Source organism: Caballeronia sp. Lep1P3, assembly GCF_022879595.1.
Classification (GTDB): Bacteria; Pseudomonadota; Gammaproteobacteria; order Burkholderiales; family Burkholderiaceae; genus Caballeronia.
In genome coordinates, this window is sequence record NZ_CP084265.1 from 2,633,185 (window position 1) to 2,650,353 (window position 17,169).

General features: G+C 64.2%; 15 protein-coding genes. 10 read left to right on the forward strand and 5 right to left on the reverse strand.

What is annotated here, in order from left to right:
• Nucleotides 1-85: 85 nt before the first annotated feature.
• The gene (locus LDZ27_RS12335) at nt 86-1,591 is read left to right on the forward strand and encodes a DEAD/DEAH box helicase (protein WP_244814357.1); all 1,506 of its coding nucleotides are present in this window, start codon (nt 86-88) and stop codon (nt 1,589-1,591) included.
• A gap of 49 nt (nt 1,592-1,640) precedes the next feature.
• Here the strand turns inward: LDZ27_RS12335 and LDZ27_RS12340 are convergent, their stop codons facing one another.
• From LDZ27_RS12340 to ggt, 4 genes are all read right to left on the reverse strand, one after another.
• The gene (locus tag LDZ27_RS12340; RefSeq protein WP_244814358.1) at nt 1,641-2,132 is read right to left on the reverse strand and encodes a hypothetical protein; all 492 of its coding nucleotides are present in this window, start codon (nt 2,130-2,132) and stop codon (nt 1,641-1,643) included.
• A 29-nt stretch (nt 2,133-2,161) separates the two neighbouring features.
• Nucleotides 2,162-2,986, reverse strand: coding sequence for a ferritin-like domain-containing protein (locus tag LDZ27_RS12345; RefSeq protein WP_244814359.1), 825 nt, complete (start codon nt 2,984-2,986; stop codon nt 2,162-2,164).
• A 340-nt stretch (nt 2,987-3,326) separates the two neighbouring features.
• Nucleotides 3,327-4,697, reverse strand: a complete 1,371-nt coding sequence (locus LDZ27_RS12350) for an MFS transporter (RefSeq protein WP_370653313.1) — start codon at nt 4,695-4,697, stop codon at nt 3,327-3,329.
• Nucleotides 4,698-4,845: 148 nt separating this feature from the next.
• Nucleotides 4,846-6,483, reverse strand: a complete 1,638-nt coding sequence (gene ggt, locus LDZ27_RS12355) for a gamma-glutamyltransferase (RefSeq protein ID WP_244814360.1) — start codon at nt 6,481-6,483, stop codon at nt 4,846-4,848.
• 435 nt (nt 6,484-6,918) lie between these two features.
• Between ggt and LDZ27_RS12360 the strand changes: the two genes are divergently transcribed.
• On the forward strand, nt 6,919-7,116 hold the full coding sequence (locus tag LDZ27_RS12360; protein ID WP_244816138.1) for a hypothetical protein: 198 nt from the start codon (nt 6,919-6,921) through the stop codon (nt 7,114-7,116).
• A gap of 51 nt (nt 7,117-7,167) precedes the next feature.
• Here LDZ27_RS12360 and LDZ27_RS12365 read toward each other — a convergent pair whose 3' ends face one another.
• Nucleotides 7,168-7,548 carry a hypothetical protein gene (locus LDZ27_RS12365; protein ID WP_244814361.1) on the reverse strand — a complete coding sequence of 127 codons (381 nt, stop codon included), beginning with the start codon at nt 7,546-7,548 and terminating at the stop codon, nt 7,168-7,170.
• A gap of 230 nt (nt 7,549-7,778) precedes the next feature.
• On the opposite strand from LDZ27_RS12365, the gene glpK reads away from it, so the two are divergent.
• The 8 genes from glpK to glyQ all read left to right on the forward strand — a co-directional run bounded on the left by glpK (nt 7,779) and on the right by glyQ (nt 17,167).
• Nucleotides 7,779-9,275, forward strand: a complete 1,497-nt coding sequence (glpK, locus tag LDZ27_RS12370) for a glycerol kinase GlpK (RefSeq protein ID WP_244814362.1) — start codon at nt 7,779-7,781, stop codon at nt 9,273-9,275.
• A 189-nt stretch (nt 9,276-9,464) separates the two neighbouring features.
• The gene (miaB, locus tag LDZ27_RS12375) at nt 9,465-10,841 is read left to right on the forward strand and encodes a tRNA (N6-isopentenyl adenosine(37)-C2)-methylthiotransferase MiaB (protein WP_244814363.1); all 1,377 of its coding nucleotides are present in this window, start codon (nt 9,465-9,467) and stop codon (nt 10,839-10,841) included.
• Between the two features lie 33 nt (nt 10,842-10,874).
• Nucleotides 10,875-11,993, forward strand: coding sequence for a PhoH family protein (locus LDZ27_RS12380; protein WP_244814364.1), 1,119 nt, complete (start codon nt 10,875-10,877; stop codon nt 11,991-11,993).
• Nucleotides 11,990-12,454 (forward strand): rRNA maturation RNase YbeY, encoded by a 465-nt coding sequence (gene ybeY, locus LDZ27_RS12385; protein ID WP_244814365.1) that lies wholly within the window; start codon nt 11,990-11,992, stop codon nt 12,452-12,454. Before LDZ27_RS12380 ends, ybeY begins: the two co-directional genes overlap by 4 nt.
• 52 nt (nt 12,455-12,506) lie before the next feature.
• A complete protein-coding gene (locus LDZ27_RS12390) occupies nt 12,507-13,190 on the forward strand; it encodes a gamma-glutamylcyclotransferase (RefSeq protein WP_244814366.1) in 684 nt (227 codons plus the stop codon).
• 188 nt (nt 13,191-13,378) lie between these two features.
• Nucleotides 13,379-14,281: an HlyC/CorC family transporter gene (locus LDZ27_RS12395; RefSeq protein WP_244814367.1), complete on the forward strand. Its 903-nt coding sequence runs from the start codon at nt 13,379-13,381 to the stop codon at nt 14,279-14,281.
• A gap of 52 nt (nt 14,282-14,333) precedes the next feature.
• Entirely contained in the window at nt 14,334-15,953 is a 1,620-nt protein-coding gene (lnt, locus tag LDZ27_RS12400; RefSeq protein WP_244814368.1) for an apolipoprotein N-acyltransferase, read from the forward strand.
• Nucleotides 15,954-16,138: 185 nt separating this feature from the next.
• A complete protein-coding gene (gene glyQ, locus LDZ27_RS12405) occupies nt 16,139-17,167 on the forward strand; it encodes a glycine--tRNA ligase subunit alpha (RefSeq protein ID WP_244814369.1) in 1,029 nt (342 codons plus the stop codon).
• Nucleotides 17,168-17,169 lie beyond the last annotated feature (2 nt).

The window sequence follows — 17,169 nt, forward strand, 5'->3', positions numbered from 1 at the left end:
CCCGATTCATTCCGAGCGTCGCACATCATCGCCGCTGACTTTAGCCGCATGCGCGCCGTTCGCCATAACGATTCGAACACCCTATATGTCTTTTGATTCACTCGGTCTGTCAGAACCTCTTCTTCGCGCCGTCAACGAACTCGGCTACACGAGCCCCACTCCGATTCAGCTCCAGGCCATTCCGGCCGTCCTGAAAGGCGGAGACCTGCTCGCCGGCGCACAAACCGGCACGGGCAAGACGGCCGGCTTCACGCTGCCGATCCTGCAGCGTCTCTCGCAACTCGCGCCCGCAGCGGGCGCAAGCAAGCGCCCGGTGCGCGCGCTGATTCTCACGCCGACGCGCGAACTGGCCGCGCAGGTCGAGGAAAGCGTGCGCGCCTACGGCAAATATTTGAAGCTGCGCTCGACGGTGATGTTCGGCGGCGTCGGCATCAATCCGCAGATCGATGCGCTGCGCCGCGGCGTGGATATCGTCGTCGCGACGCCGGGGCGTCTGCTGGATCACATGCAGCAGAAGACCATCGACGTTTCGCAACTCGAAATTCTGGTGCTCGACGAAGCCGACCGCATGCTCGACATGGGCTTCATCCACGACATCAAGCGCGTGCTCGCGCGTCTTCCGGAAAAGCGCCAGAACCTGCTCTTCTCGGCCACCTTCTCCGACGAAATCAAGGCGCTCGCCGACAGCCTGCTCGATTCGCCCGCGCTGATCGAAGTCGCGCGCCGCAATACGACGGCCGAGCGCATCGAACAGAAAATCTATCCGGTGGATCGCGATCGCAAGCGCGAACTGCTCACGCACCTCATTCGCCAGCACGACTGGTTTCAGGTGCTCGTCTTCACGCGCACGAAGCACGGCGCGAATCGTCTTGCCGAGCAACTGACGAAGGACGGCATCAGCGCGCTCGCGATTCACGGCAACAAGAGCCAGTCCGCACGCACGCGGGCGCTGGCCGAGTTCAAGGATCAGACCTTGCAGGTGCTCGTCGCGACGGACATCGCGGCGCGCGGCATCGACATCGATCAGCTGCCGCACGTCGTCAACTTCGATCTGCCGAACGTGCCGGAAGACTATGTTCACCGCATCGGCCGCACGGGGCGCGCGGGCGCGGAAGGCGAAGCGGTGTCGCTCGTTTGCGTCGATGAACTGCAATTGCTGAAAGACATCGAGCGCCTCATCAAGCGCGCGATCCCGCAGGAAGTGATTCCTGGCTTCGAGCCGGACCCGAACGCGACGCCCGAGCCGATCCAGCGACGCAGTCAGGGACGCGGCGCGCCGCGCGAAGGCGGCCGCGGCAACGGCGCGTCACAGGGACAGCCGCGCGCGCCGAAGCCCGCGAATGCCGGCGCAGGCGGCAAGGGCCGGCCCGACGCTCGCGGCGCCAAGCCCGCAGGCGCGAAGCCGAATAACGGGGCAAGCGCGAACCTGGGAAATCAGGCACCGCGCCGCGCGGAAGCGGCGCACGCCAGCCACGCGCCGAACCCGCGCGCCAAGGCCGGCAATCCGGGCGCACTGCTTGGCGGCAAGCCGCGCAACGACAATGGCGGCGCACGACGCGACGGCATGCGTTCGGGCAGCCGCGGTCGTTGAATGCAGAAGTAGGAAGCGGGCCGCTTTTCGGCGGCTCGCGAAGTCAAGATCAGGCGGCGGCGCTCGCCGCCTGTTTCAGCCAGTCAAGCTGCTCGCGCCAGCGTGCGAGCACATTCTCGGTATCCGTCAATTCGAACGCGATGCCGCCAGTCAACCGCGCATAAGCCACACGCTGCATCTCGCCGCTTTCGATCGAACCGACGAAGCACGCGATGGGCACGCCCTCCAGCGCCACGCGGCGCGCATCGATCTGCACCTGATGGAACGCCTCGTCGAACACGAAGGTGAGTGTCGCGCGTCCGCTTGTCGCGACTGCCTGCGCCGTGCGCGACGACGGCCACAGTCCGAACGCGAGCGTGCGCGCATCGGGAGCGAGGAGTTCGCCCGCGCTCAATAACGCGGTGCGAATGCGGCCGCCCTCGTCCACGGCGGACAGCGACGCGGTGAATCCGCTCGGCGCGCCGGTAAGCGTGCCGTCGAACAACGCGCGCAATTCGGGCGGCCATTCGTCGAAAACGGTCTGCGAGGACAGGGAACCCATACGTTATAACGGTCCGGCCGTGTCGGGAGTCAACGGAAGAACAACTGCGTGATCTTCGCGAGCGGATAGTGCACGCCCGGCTGGATGCGCGCGGGCAGATCGAGCGGCTTGAGCAGCATTTTGATGCACTGATCGGCTGACAGATTGCGCCTCACGAGCGCATTGACGCTCGCGAAAAGCTCGCGGTTGTAGCTGGAATCCTTCACGCGTTCGGGATAGCGAATGGCGAAGACGTGACGCAACGCGATCTCCGAATCCTCGCTTTTCAGTTCGGCCACACGCCGCACGAGCGCGCCCAGCACCGCCATTCGGCCATTGCCCTCGATCTTGTTCCACTTCTTGAAAAAGCGGAAAAAGTGCTTGTAGTGGCGCACTTCGTCGGTGCGGATATTGTCGGTGATTTCCTTCAGCACCGGCTCGTCCGAACATTCGTTGATGGCCCGATACAGCGTGGCCGTGCCCGTCTCGATGACGCAGCGCGCGACCATCTCTAGCGCGCGCTTCTTCTCGAACTGTTCGTAGGAGCAAGTCAGCGAGTATTCGGCGAAGAAATTCTTAAATGCCGTGTCCCAGTCGAATTCGGGCCAGACGTGGTTGATGTACTTCTTGAGCGCCCGCCCGTGCTGCATTTCCTCCGGCTCCCATTCGTCGTTGAGCCAGGCCGCGATTTCCGGATCGTCGCGGAAGTAGGTGCTGAGATTGCTCGTATAGAGATCCGTGCCGCTTTCGATGAACGAGCAGGCGCAGAGCAACAGGAGCAGATGTTCGTTGGCTGCCGCCTTCTGGCGATCGATCCGGTTCAGATCGATGTCTTCGATGCGCCACGGCATCACATGAGTACTGTTTGTGTGCATGTATCGCGCTCCTTGGCTGGACTGAACGTGCCGCCAGCCTCGTGGAAGACGGCCGAGCTTCGGCGACGCCACCCACGTTCGGTGCCAGCGTCCTCAAGTCAAAGTGTTAGCGGCTTTTCGCTTTTTCATCTTAGCCGTCCTGCAATCAGTTTGCAGACATGGGGACAGACTCACGCCGCGCGATGCGGTTCCGCGGGCGGCTCGTGGTGCGTCAAAATTCCACGACTTCACAGAGAAGCGGCTCAGCCGGCTTTGACGAGCACGAAACATGCCGTGTTCGACCGCGCAAAACAAAAGGCGGCCGAAGCTGCCTTTATGCGTTCATGGCTCGAACAGCCGTTCATGCCGGCTGCCGCGTGCCGCCCCGCATGCGCCACGCGACGATCGCGAGCGAGGCGCCCGAAAGAATCGCGGCGAGCAGCACGTAGTAGCTCGGCGCGAGCTTGTCGCCGGTGACATGAATGAACGCCTCGACAATGGTCGGTGCGAATCCGCCGAAGAGCGTGACGCCAAGCGCATAGCCGATCGACAAGCCTGTCGAGCGCACGCGCGTGGGAAAGATTTCGGACATCAGCGCGGGCATCGGTCCGGAATACGCGGCCTTCAGAATGCCTGCCGCCGACTGCAGGACGACGAGCGACAGCACCGTCGGCGAAGCCTGGAGCCACGCGAACATCGGATAGATGGTGACACCCATGACGATGGACGTCCCGAGCATGATGCGGATACGCCCGAGCTTGTCCGAGAGCGCACCCATGATCGGCGAGAAAACGAATTGCAAGCCGCCGTTGAGCACGACCACCGCGAACGACGCCGTGGCGGGCAAATGCAGTTGCTTCACCGCGTACATCGGCATGTACAGTTGCAGCACATACACGCCGACCGTCGATTGCGCGACGATGCCTACCGACAGCAGCAAATTCGCCCATTGATGCGAGAACGAGACGTCGGGCGTGCTTGCCGCGCCGGTGGAATTAGCAGCGCGCGTCGCGCGATTCGCGAGAAACTCCGGCGTTTCGTCCAGATGCGAGCGAATGTAGTAGCCGACCGGGCCGACCAGCAGGCCGAACACGAACGGAATGCGCCAACCCCAGCTCTCCAGTTGCGGCTGCGGCAGCCAAGCCGTCAGCAGCGAGCCGAACGCCGCGGCCATGATCGCGGCGAGGCCCTGGCTTGCGAACTGCCAGCTTGCGTAGTAGCCACGACGCGCGTCGCTGTGTTCGACCATGAATGCCGTCGCGCTGCCGAATTCGCCGCCGACGGCGAAGCCCTGAATCAGGCGCGCGAAGAGGATCAGGAGCGGCGCCGCGATGCCGATGTGCTGATACGAAGGCATGACGGCCATCGTCAGCGTGCCGATCATCATCAGGAGAATCGCGAGCGTGAGCGCGGCCTTGCGGCCCTTGCGGTCGCCGTAGAGGCCAAGGACGATCGCGCCCAGCGGCCGCATCAGAAACGAAATGCCGAATGTGCCGATGGCGAGCATCGTCGATAACCATTCGTCGTGCGACGGGAAAAACGCCTTCGCGATGATCGCCGCGAAGTAACCGTAGACGAGAAAGTCGAACCACTCGAGCGCATTGCCAACGGACGACGAAAAAACGATGCGACGAACCATCGCCTTCGAAAGTGCTCCCGATGATGCATGCGAAGGCGCGTCCGCCGACGCGGTCTTGCCGGAATCCGGCGCCCGGTGCACCCGTTCGTTCATGGTTTCCCCCTGATGCATCATGTCGTGCGCTCTGCCCGCCGCAGCAAGGCGCGGACGTGCGCCGCCCTCGCCTGCTTGTACGCCGGCGAACGGCGGTGTTCATCGAATGAGTGAAAGGAACTGCGCTTGCGCGCAGTCCGACAGGCGTTTAGAAGCCCGCTGCGAGACCGTCGCGCCGGCTGTCGCTTGCCGCGACGTAACCGCGATCGGGATCGTTGCGGTCCAGCTTCCAGATGTACTGGCCGGAGCCGAAATCCATGTACGGGTCGTCGACGGATTTGATCGTATGGCCGAGCCCTTCGAGCGCGCGTGCCGTTTCGAGATCGAGCGTAGCCTCGATGTCGATGGTGAAATCGCGGTTCACCTTCCAGCGCGGCGCGTCGCAGGCTGCCTGCGGCTGCTGACCGTAATCCATCATCCGCACGATGGATTGCAAATGACCTTGCGGCTGCATGTCGCCGCCCATCACGCCGAAGCTCATGACGGCGTCGCGGCGGCCATCGACTTCCTGCGTGACGAACGCCGGAATGATCGTATGGAACGGACGCTTGCCGCCCTCGACGACGTTGGCCGACTTCGGGTCCATCGAGAAACCGCAGCCGCGGTTTTGCAGCGAGATACCGGTATTCGGCACGACCACGCCGGAACCGAAGCCCATGTAATTCGACTGGATGAAACTCACCATCATGCCGCGCTCGTCCGCCACCGACATATAGATGGTGCCGCCCGCCTTCGGCATGCCGAAGTCGAACTGCGAGGCCTTCGCCGGGTCGATGAGCTTCGCGCGCTCGGTGAGATAGGCGTCGTCGAGCATCTGCTCGGGCGTGACTTCCATCGAACGCGGATCGGCCACGTAGCGATAGACATCCGCGAACGCGAGCTTCATGGCCTCGATTTGCAGATGTTGCGACTCGATGCGATCCACCGTCAGCGCCCTGACATCGAACTTGTCCAGAATGCCGAGCGCGATGAGGGCCGCGATGCCTTGTCCGTTCGGCGGAATCTCGTGCACCGTGTAACCGCGATAGTCCTTGCTGATCGGCTCGACCCAGTCCGCGCGATAGTTGCGCAGATCGTCCAGTGTCATGGCGGCGCCGCCCTCGCGGGCGAAAGCCGCGATGCGCTCGGCGATCTCGCCTTCGTAGAACGCGCGCGGCCCGTGCTGCGCAAGCGCGCGCAGCGTATTCGCGTGGCCCGGCATGCGCACGAGTTCACTCACCTCCGGCGCGCGGCCATGCGGCATGAAGACGTCCGCGAAGCCGGGCTGATCCTTCATTTCAGGGACGGCGGCGGCCCATTTGTAAGCGACGATGCTTGCAACGGCGTGCCCGCGTTCCGCAATTTCGATGGCCGGCTCCATCAGGTCCGCAAAGGGCAGCGAGCCAAACTTTGCGTGCAATGCCTCCCATCCCGCGATGACGCCGGGCACCGTCACGGCGTCCCACCCGCGCTTGGGTTGGCGAGCAAGACCGTTCTCCTCGCCGTACTTGCGACGGAAATAGTCGACGTTCCATGCCGCCGGCGACACGCCCGACGCATTCAGTCCATGCAGCTTGCTGCCGTCCCACACGAGCGCGAATGCATCGCCGCCGAGACCGTTGGAAACCGGTTCGACGATGGTGATGGCCGCCGCCGCGGCGATGGCCGCATCGACGGCATTGCCGCCCTTCCAGAGCATGCGCAGGCCGGCTTGCGCGGCAAGCGGATGCGACGTCGAAACGATATTGCGTGCAAAGACCGGCAGGCGCGGCGTGGGATACGGGTTTTGCCAGTTGAAGCGAGTCATGGATGAAGTCCGGATTGCGAGCCGTCTACGGCAGTTCCAGGCCAATCAGCAATGCAATGAGTTGATCGGGCAAAAGAAGGATATTGCATTGCGGGCGTAAGACGGAACAAATTCATTTATTGTATGGATTGATGCAACAGCGGCATGAGTCGCGCGCTCTTCGCACTGCGCTGCACCGCCGCAGGAACTTCGAGTGGATTCTGCGAATTCCCGTCTCGCGTGAACCGCCTGCGGGCGGTCAAAAAGTCAAAGCGAAAATTTGCAGTGAAGCGTTTGGCACTCCTCATACGCTTGCCTACAATCGCAATTCCCGGCATGCGCGGCGCCAGAACCAGCGCGCTTGCCCGGCGGTTTGAAGTTATCCGCACAACTCCTCGAAGCAAGGACCCGGTCGCGAGCCGGCTGCCATGCGCTTCGGCCGTCATGGAGAACACGATGCTGAGTCCGCACGAATTTGCCACGCTGCTGTTGGTTCAGGAAGCGCCCAATCAGGTCGACATGGAGCGAGAGGAACTCGACGCATTGCTGGAACGCCAGCTCGTGCAGCTGGAAAGCCTCGCGTCGGGGCGGCAACAATGGCGCCTCACCGCCACCGGCGATTCCACCATCAAGGCATTCAAGCGGTTCTCCTAGCAGCGTGCCGGACGCGGCATCCACGCCGCGTCCATTCCTCTCTTCTGCGCACTACCCGGCTCGCAACGTGGGATCGACTGCGGCGCGCCAACTGAGCGCCTGAGCGCGCATATCGAGGAAAAAGCTGGCCCAGGCGCTTTGCGCCGCGGAGCCGGGATTCGCGAGATAGGCGCGATGCCGCTCCGCGATGTCCGCCTGGAACGCACAGAACCGGTCTTTCGATAGCCCGCCGCGCCGCTCGGCGACATAAGCGTCGTAGAAAGCCGAATACACCGACTGCGCGTCGGCCCCGTAATCTGCTGGCGTTGTCGCACACATCTGTTGCAGCGCGTCCAGCGACGGCGCGCGGAACGACCCGTCGAGACTTGGCGTCGACACACAGCCGGCCAGCGCTGCCGCGCCCAGCGAACAAGCAACGATCCACTTTCGCATTGCATTCACCCTTCTTCTCGATTCGAGCCGCCAGTATCGTTCGATGAGCGCGTTCGTGCCACTCGGCCAAATGGCATAGGCAAGATCTCATATTGGCGCAAAACGCGTCCATTAAGCCTATGCCATTCGGCCAGGTTGTCCGCGCCCCGCGCGTCCGCTAGATTGCGCATTCGAAGGTCGCACGGCCAATGCCCGATGCCGGCGATATCCGCTCAACTCCGGAGATGACCATGCAGGATCAAATCGTCCTCGCGCTCGATCAGGGCACCACGAGTTCGCGCGCAATGCTGTTCGACAGGAACGGCAACGTTGTGTCCGTCGCGCAGAAGGAATTCCAGCAAATCTATCCGCGTCCGGGCTGGGTCGAGCACGACCCGCGCGAAATCTGGTCGACGCAGGCAGGCGTTGCGGCCGAAGCCGTCACGCGGGCGGGACTGAGCGCGTCGTCGATCGCGGCTGTCGGCATCACGAATCAGCGCGAGACGACCATCGTGTGGGATCGCGAAACCGGCAGTCCGGTGTACAACGCGATCGTCTGGCAGGACAGACGAACGGCCGCCATGTGCGACGAACTGAAGGCGCGCGGGCTCGAACCGATGGTGCGCGCGAAGACCGGCCTGCCCATCGACGCGTATTTTTCCGCGACGAAGATCCGCTGGATTCTGGACAACGTCGAGGGCGCGCGCGACAAGGCGAAGCAGGGACGGCTCGCCTTCGGCACCGTCGATAGCTGGCTCGTGTGGAACTTCACTCGCCACGGCATGCACGTCACCGACGTCACGAATGCGTCGCGCACGATGCTCTTCGACATCCACGCCCGCCGCTGGGACGACGACCTGCTCGAAGCGTTCGACATTCCGCGCAGCATGCTGCCCGAAGTGCGCGCGTCGTCCGAGGTCTACGGGAACACGCACGGCAGCGTGCTCGCCGCCGAAGTGCCGATCGCCTCGCTCGCCGGGGACCAGCACGCCGCGCTTTTCGGACAGATGTGCACGGAAAGCGGCATGGTGAAGAACACGTATGGCACCGGGTGCTTCCTCGTCATGAACACGGGCGAGACGCCGATCGAGTCGCGCAACAATCTGGTGACGACGATTGCCTGGCAGATCGGGGATCAGGTGAACTATGCGCTGGAAGGCAGCATCTTCATTGCGGGCGCGGTCGTCCAATGGCTGCGCGACGGCCTCGGACTGATTCGCCGCGCGAGCGACGTCGAAGCGCTCGCGCGCGCCGTGCCGCATACCGACGGCGTCTATCTCGTGCCCGCGTTCGCCGGCCTCGGCGCGCCGCATTGGAACGCGCGCGCACGCGGCACGCTCTTCGGCGTCACGCGCGGCACGACGTCGAGCCATATCGCGCGGGCGGCGCTCGAATCGATCGCGTATCAGTCGCTCGACGTGCTGCGCGCGATGCAGGCGGACTCCGGCATGCCCATCGCGCAATTGCGTGTCGACGGGGGCGCGTGCGCCAACGACCTGCTGATGCAGTTCCAGGCCGACGTGCTCGGCGTCGATGCGGTGCGTCCGCGCGTCGCGGAAACGACGGCGCTCGGCGCCGCCTATCTCGCGGGCCTCGCGGTCGGATACTGGAAGGACATCGGCGAATTGAAAGCACAGTGGCAGCTCGACCGCCGATTTACGCCGTCGATGCCCGCAGCGGATGTCGAAGCCGGCGTCGCGGGATGGCGCCGTGCCGTCGCTGCGGCGAAGGCGTGGGCCGATGCGTGACGCACAGAACGCCGGTTCCCGAGCGTTCTGGCCCCTCCGTCGGACTCGCGTGCGTAACGTCGGAATACGTCGCCGGCGCTATAATATCGGGCTAAGCGCAAGCAAATGCGGCGCACTTTCTGCAAAAGCGCCGAATCTCCCCCATTTCTACTGCGCCCCCAGGTTAACCACTGCGACCGGCGACCATTCATGACCAAGAAAGTTTACGTAAAGACCTTCGGCTGCCAGATGAACGAGTACGACTCCGACAAAATGGTCGATGTACTCGGCGCGGCTGAAGGCCTCGTCAAGACCGATACGCCCGAAGACGCGGACGTCATCCTCTTCAATACCTGCTCGATTCGCGAGAAAGCCCAGGAAAAAGTGTTTTCGGACCTGGGCCGCGTGCGCGAACTGAAGGAAGCGAACCCGAATTTGCTGATCGGCGTCGGCGGCTGCGTGGCGAGTCAGGAAGGCGCGTCCATCGTGTCGCGCGCGCCTTACGTCGATCTGGTGTTCGGCCCGCAGACGCTGCATCGCCTGCCGGCCATGATCGACAAGCGCCGCGCCACCGGCCGCGCGCAGGTCGATATCAGCTTCCCCGAAATCGAAAAGTTCGACCATCTGCCGCCCGCGCGCGTGGAAGGTCCGAGCGCGTTCGTGTCGATCATGGAAGGGTGCAGCAAGTACTGCAGCTATTGCGTGGTGCCGTACACGCGCGGCGAGGAAGTTTCACGCCCGCTCGACGACGTGCTCACCGAAATCGCCGGCCTCGCGGATCAGGGCGTGCGCGAAGTGACGCTGCTCGGCCAGAACGTGAACGCCTATCGTGGCGCGCTCACCGTCGGCTCGAACGAGATCGCGGATTTCGCGACGCTCATCGAGTACGTGGCGGAAGTGCCGGGCATCGAGCGGATTCGTTATACGACTTCGCATCCGAAGGAATTCACGCAGCGCCTCATCGACACCTACGCGAAAGTGCCGAAGCTCGTCTCGCACCTGCACTTGCCCGTGCAGCACGGCTCCGACCGCATCCTGATGGCGATGAAGCGCGGCTACACAGTGCTCGAATACAAGTCCGTCATCCGCCGCCTGCGCGCAGTCCGTCCCAATCTGTCGCTGTCGACCGACTTCATCGTCGGTTTTCCCGGCGAAACCGAGGACGATTTCGCGAAGATGATGGCCCTCGTCGACGAAATGAGCTACGACACGAGCTTCTCGTTCATCTTCAGCCCGCGCCCGGGCACGCCGGCTGCGAACCTGCACGACGACACGCCTCGCGAAGTCAAGCTCGGACGCTTGCAGCACTTGCAGGCGACGATCGAGGAAAACGTCGTGAGAATCAGCAACTCGATGGTCGGCTCGGTGCAGCGCATCCTCGTGGAAGGCCCGTCGCGCAAGGACCCGAACGAACTCGCCGGACGCACGGAGAACAATCGCGTCGTGAATTTCCCGGCGCCGCTGGCCTCGCATGCGCGGCTCATCGGCCAGATGGTCGATGTCGAGATCGATCACGCGTACCCGCATTCGCTGCGCGGCGCGCTGGTGCTCGCGCCGGAGACGGCCGCGACCGAACTTGCCAATTAATCTTACGAGACCGGACAGGACACCCACCCCGCCTTGAAGAACGCTCCCCAGCAGCATCTCGAATTCACCGCTCCGCGCGACGACAACGCGCGGCTCGCCAACCTCTGCGGCCCGCTCGACGAGAATTTGCGACAGATCGAGCAGGCGCTCGATGTCACGCTGTCGCGGCGCGGTCACAAGATTGCGATTCGCGGCCGTGGCGCCAAGGTCGCACTCGCGGCGCTCGAGAACTTCTACAACCGCGCGCGCGACCCCATTTCCGTCGACGATATCCAGCTCGCGCTGGTCGAAGCGCGTCACGCGACGCGCCTCGCGAAGGAAGCGCAGGAGAACGGCGGCGACGACGCCCAGATCGATCCGCGTTTTCGCGGCGATCCGGACCATCCGTTCGACGAGCCGAGCGCGACGATGGATCTCGGCGAAGACGAAGACCACGGCCCGAAGCTCTACACGCGCCGCGCCGACTTGCGCGGCAGAACGCCCGCGCAGCGCGAATATCTGCGGCAAATCGTGGCGCATGACGTGACCTTCGGCATCGGGCCGGCTGGTACGGGCAAGACCTACCTTGCCGTCGCGTGCGCCGTCGACGCGCTGGAGCGCGATCAGGTCAAGCGCATCGTGCTGACGCGTCCGGCCGTGGAAGCCGGCGAGCGGCTCGGCTTTCTGCCGGGCGACCTCGCGCAGAAGGTCGATCCGTATCTGCGCCCGCTCTACGACGCGCTCTACGACCTGCTCGGCTTCGACAAGACCGCGAAGATGTTCGAGCGCCAGATGATCGAGATCGCGCCGCTCGCGTACATGCGCGGCCGCACGCTCAATCACGCGTTCATCATTCTGGACGAGGCCCAAAACACCACGCCCGAGCAGATGAAGATGTTCCTCACGCGCATCGGCTTCGGCTCGAAGGCGGTCGTGACGGGCGACACGACGCAGGTCGACTTGCCGCGCGGTCACAAAAGCGGGCTGATCGAAGCGCAGCATGTGCTTTCGGAAGTGCGCGGCATCGCGATCACGCATTTCACGTCGGCGGACGTGGTGCGCCATCCGCTCGTCGCGCGCATCGTCGAGGCGTACGACGCGCAGTCGCAGAAAGACGCCGCGCTCGCGGAAGCCGCGCGCGCCGCCCAGCAGTCGCAGAAGCCGTCGGAATGATGCACCGTCTGACTCTGACGATTCAGTTTCCCGCGGCAAAGGCGTATCCGTCGCACAAGGCGGTTCTGCCGCGCGCAACCGTTGCGCGCTGGATCAAGGCGTCGCTGTTCGCGGACGCCGAGCTGACGCTGCGCTTCGTCGACGAGGAGGAAGGCCGCCTGCTCAACCGCACCTATCGGCAGAAGGATTACGCGACGAACGTGCTGACGTTCGCCTACGCGGAATCGGAGGACGATCCGGTCGCGGGCGATCTCATCCTCTGCTGCCCGGTCGTGGAGCGCGAGGCCGCCGAGCAGGGCAAGCCGCTCGCGGCGCATTACGCGCATCTGATCGTGCACGGCACGCTCCATGCACAGGGCTATGACCACGAGGTCGAGAGCGAGGCGGAGGAGATGGAATCCATCGAGACGGACATCATGCGGTCTTTGGGTTTTCCCGATCCCTACGTGCCCGCGGCTTGACCGACACACCTATCCTTTCGCCGATCCACTGTCCGAAACGTCGAAACGCACCGTGAACGACAAGACGCCCGAGTCCACGCCTTCGGAATTTCCGCCGCAAGAATCCGAACAACCTTGCCCGAACTATCCGCCCGCGCTCGTCGAAACCGCGCTTCTCACCGACGAACAGCTCGCGGCCTCCCGCGAAGCCGCGCTCCGGCACTGGGACGGCAAGTCGGACCTGTGGCTCTTCGGCTACGGCTCGCTCATCTGGAATCCCGGCTTGCCGACGCTCGAAGCCGTGCGCGGCAAGGTGCATGGCTATCATCGCGGGCTGTATCTGTGGTCGCGCGTGAATCGCGGCACGCCCGAGCAACCGGGCCTCGTGCTGGCGCTCGATCGCGGCGGCTCCTGCACGGGCATGGCATTCCGGATCTCCGGCGCGGACGCTACGGAGCATCTGGAAGTGCTTTGGCGGCGCGAAATGTCGATGGCGTCGTATCGTCCCGCGTGGCTGCCGTGCACGCTCGTCGACGGGCGGCGCGTGGAGGCACTCGCGTTCGTGATGCGTCGCGATGCGACGTCCTATACCGGAAAGCTCGCCGATCCCGTCATCCGCACGGTGTTCGGCTGCGCGAGCGGTCGTTATGGCACGACGCTCGATTACGTCAGCCGAACGGTCGAGGCGCTGCGCGAGAGCGGCATGCCGGATCGCGCGCTGGAGGCGCTTCTCAGGAGATGCGATGGCGGAAAATGACGGCGGCGCGGGGTTATCCGTTCGGCTAACGCTGCCCGCCGGACATGGAATTCGCACATTCGTCGGATAGCATGACCGAACCGTCCCCACCGCCCGATACGCGCGCCGCCCCACCCAGCCGGCGTTTTACCTTGGTGTATCCTTAAGTTTCCGTAAATTCGCGCCCGGGTCTTCCCGGGCGCTCCGCTATGAACGAACCCTATCCCAGTCGACGACACGCCGACAAACCTCAGGAAAAGCGCTCGCTGCTCGAACGTCTGACCGACTTCATCTCGCACGAGCCGGAGTCGCGCGACGAGTTGCTCGAAGTGCTCCAGGACGCGCACGAGCGCAACCTGCTCGACGCCGATTCGCTCTCGATGATCGAAGGCGTCTTTCAGGTGTCCGACCTCTGCGCGCGCGACATCATGATTCCGCGCGCCCAGATGGACGCCATCAACATCGCGGAAACGCCCGCCGAATTCATTCCCTTCGTGCTGGAAAAAGCGCACTCGCGCTATCCGGTGTACGAGGGCAACCGCGACAACATCATCGGCGTGCTGCTCGCGAAAGACCTGCTGCGCTATTACGCCGAAGAAGAGTTCGACGTGCGCGGCATGCTGCGCCCCGCCGTGTTCATCCCCGAGTCGAAGCGCCTGAACGTGCTGCTGCACGACTTTCGCGTGAACCGCAATCACATCGCGATCGTGGTCGACGAATACGGCGGCGTCGCGGGCCTCATCACCATCGAGGACGTGCTCGAGCAGATCGTCGGCGATATCGAGGACGAATACGACTTCGACGAGGAAGCCGGCAATATCATCGCGTCGCCGGACGGAAAGTATCGCGTGCGCGCGTTGACCGGCATCGAGCAGTTCAACGAAGCGTTCGGCACCGACTTCTCCGACGACGAAGTGGACACCATCGGCGGACTCGTCACGCATCGCTTCGGGCGCGTGCCGCATCGCGGCGAGAAGGTCCGGATCGACGATTTCGCGTTCGAGATTCTGCGCGGCGACGCCCGCCAGATCCATGTGCTGCTCGTGCGGCGCGTGCCGAACCTCACTCAGCAGCATCACACCGGCGACGACGAGGGCGAGCTGCGCGATTGACGCATCGCGCCGCACGCATCGACTCGCATTTCCTCCGCCGACCTCCGCATTCATGGCCGATTCATCGCTTCGCTCGCTGTCACGTCAACGTGACGCCTCCGCCGCGCCTCGCGCGCTGCCCTTCTGGCATTACCTCGTGGCGGCCGTGCTCGGCGCGGCGAACACCTTTTCCTTCGCGCCGACGCCGCACGGCGGATGGATCGAGCTCGTCATCTTCACCGTCTTCTTTGCGTGGCTTTCGCGCACGAACGGCTGGAAGAGCGCGGCGGCGACCGGCTGGGCCTTCGGCTTCGGCAACTTCGTGACGGGCGTCTGGTGGCTGTACGTCAGCATGCACGACTTCGGCGGCATGGCCGCGCCGCTCGCGGCCGCCGCGGTCGCGTTGTTCTCGCTGTATCTCGCCGTGTATCCGGCGCTGTCGGGCGCGGTCTGGTCGCTCGTCGCGGGACGAGGACGCGTCGAAGACGAGCAGGCGACCAGCCCGACGTGGCACGGCGCGTTCGCCTTCGCAAGCGCGTGGGCGCTGGGCGAATGGCTGCGCGGGCTCGTGTTCACGGGCTTTCCGTGGCTCGCGAGCGGCTATGCGCAAGTCGACGGGCCGCTGAAGGGCTTCGGGGCGATCGTCGGCGTGTATGGCGTCGGCTGGGTGCTCGCGCTCGTCGCGGCGCTCGTCGTGCAGGCGGCTTTCGGATTACGCAGAGAGCGCAGGCGCGCGCTGATTCCGGCGCTGATCGCGCTTGCGCTGATCGTCGCGGGCATGCTGCTTTCGCTCGTGCGCTGGACGACGCCCGCGAACGCGCCGCTCGACGTGCGCCTGCTGCAAGGCAACGTCAAGCAGGAAATGAAGTTCGAGCAGGCGGGCGTCGACGAATCGCTCGCGCTGTACGAGCGGCTCATCACCGAGAAGCGCGCCGATCTCATCGTCACGCCCGAGACCGCGCTGCCGGTGCTGGCCGTTCAGGTGCCGGAAAGTTTCGCGACCGCGATCCGCGGCTTCGCGGACCGCACGAATTCGTCGATTCTCTTCGGCGCGATCGGCGTCACCGTGCTTCCCGATGGCCGCGCCGCCGATTTCACGAACAGCCTGTTCGGCATCACGCCAGGCGTGAACGACGTGTACCGCTACGACAAGCATCATCTCGTGCCGTTCGGTGAGTTCGTGCCGCTCGGCTTTCACTGGTTCGTGAAGCTGATGGGCATTCCGCTCGGCGATCTCGCGCGCGGCCCGATCGCGCAGAAAGCGTTCTTCGTGCATAACCAGCCGATCGCCGTCGATGTCTGCTACGAGGACATCTTCGGCGAGGAGATCGCGCATACGATCCGCGAGCAGGAAACGCCCGCGGGCATACTCGTGAACTCGACGAACCTCGCGTGGTTCGGCAATACGATCGCGCTCGATCAGCATTTGCAGATCGCGCGGATGCGTTCCATCGAGACCGGCCGGCCGATGCTGCGCGCGACGAATACGGGCATGACCGCGGTGATCGCGGCGAACGGCGATGTGGTGTCGAAGCTGCCGACGTTCACCACGGGCGTGCTCGAAGCGCGCGTGCAAGGGACGTCCGGACGCACGCCGTATGTGACGAGCGGGAACGTGACGGTGATCGTCGTGTCGTTGATCCTGCTCGCGATTGCGTTCGCGTTCGCGCCGGGACGAAAGCGCGGCGCGTAACACATCTAGCGCGGCGCACGCCCGCCGCAACAACGCAAACACGCGCCGCCCGGTGAAGCGGCGCGTCTCCCAAAAAGTCCCGCCCTCCCCCCGTTCCAGCTAAAATTCAAGGTTTTAGCACTTCGGCCGAGCCTCGGCGACGCGCGTCTTGCGAGGCGCGCGCCCGGTCCGCATCCAAGGCAATCATGCTCACCTTTCAGCAAATCATCCTGACGCTGCAGTCCTACTGGAACGACAAGGGCTGCGCGCTTCTTCAGCCGATCGACATGGAAGTCGGCGCCGGCACCTCGCACGTCCACACGTTCCTGCGCGCGATCGGCCCCGAGCCGTGGCGCGCCGCGTATGTGCAGCCCTCGCGCCGCCCGAAGGACGGACGCTACGGCGAGAATCCGAACCGCCTGCAGCACTATTACCAATATCAGGTCGTGCTGAAGCCCGCGCCCGAGAACATCCTCGATCTGTACCTCGGCTCGCTCGAAGCGCTCGGCTTCGATCTCAAGCAGAACGACGTGCGCTTCGTCGAGGACGACTGGGAAAACCCGACGCTCGGCGCGTGGGGTCTCGGCTGGGAAGTGTGGCTCAACGGCATGGAAGTCACGCAGTTCACGTACTTCCAGCAAGTGGGCGGCATCGATTGCAAGCCGGTGCTCGGCGAGATCACCTACGGTCTCGAACGCCTCGCGATGTACCTGCAGAAAGTCGAGAACGTGTACGACCTCGTCTGGACCGAGTGGGAAGAAGAAGGCCCGAACGGGCGCGTGCTGCGCCGGCTGACCTACGGCGACGTCTATCACCAGAACGAAGTCGAGCAGTCCACGTACAACTTCGAGCACGCGAACGTTGATCTGCTTTTCGGATTCTTCAACAGCTACGAAGCCGAAGCGAAGAAGATGATCGACGCGAAGCTCGCGCTGCCCGCCTATGAACTCGTGCTCAAGGCCGGCCATACGTTCAATCTGCTCGATGCGCGCGGCGCCATCTCAGTGACCGAGCGCGCGGCGTACATCGGTCGCATCCGGGCGCTGTCGCGTCTCGTCGCGCAGGCTTATTACGATTCCCGCGAAGCGCTCGGCTTCCCGATGCTCGGCAACCCGGTCAGGCGCGATCCCGACCTCGTCACCGATCAGGAAGAAGCCGCGCGTCCCGCGTGGGCGCCGCCGCTGAAGGTGGAAAGCGCGCCCCCGGGTGAATCCAGCCACAACGACCAGGTTTGACG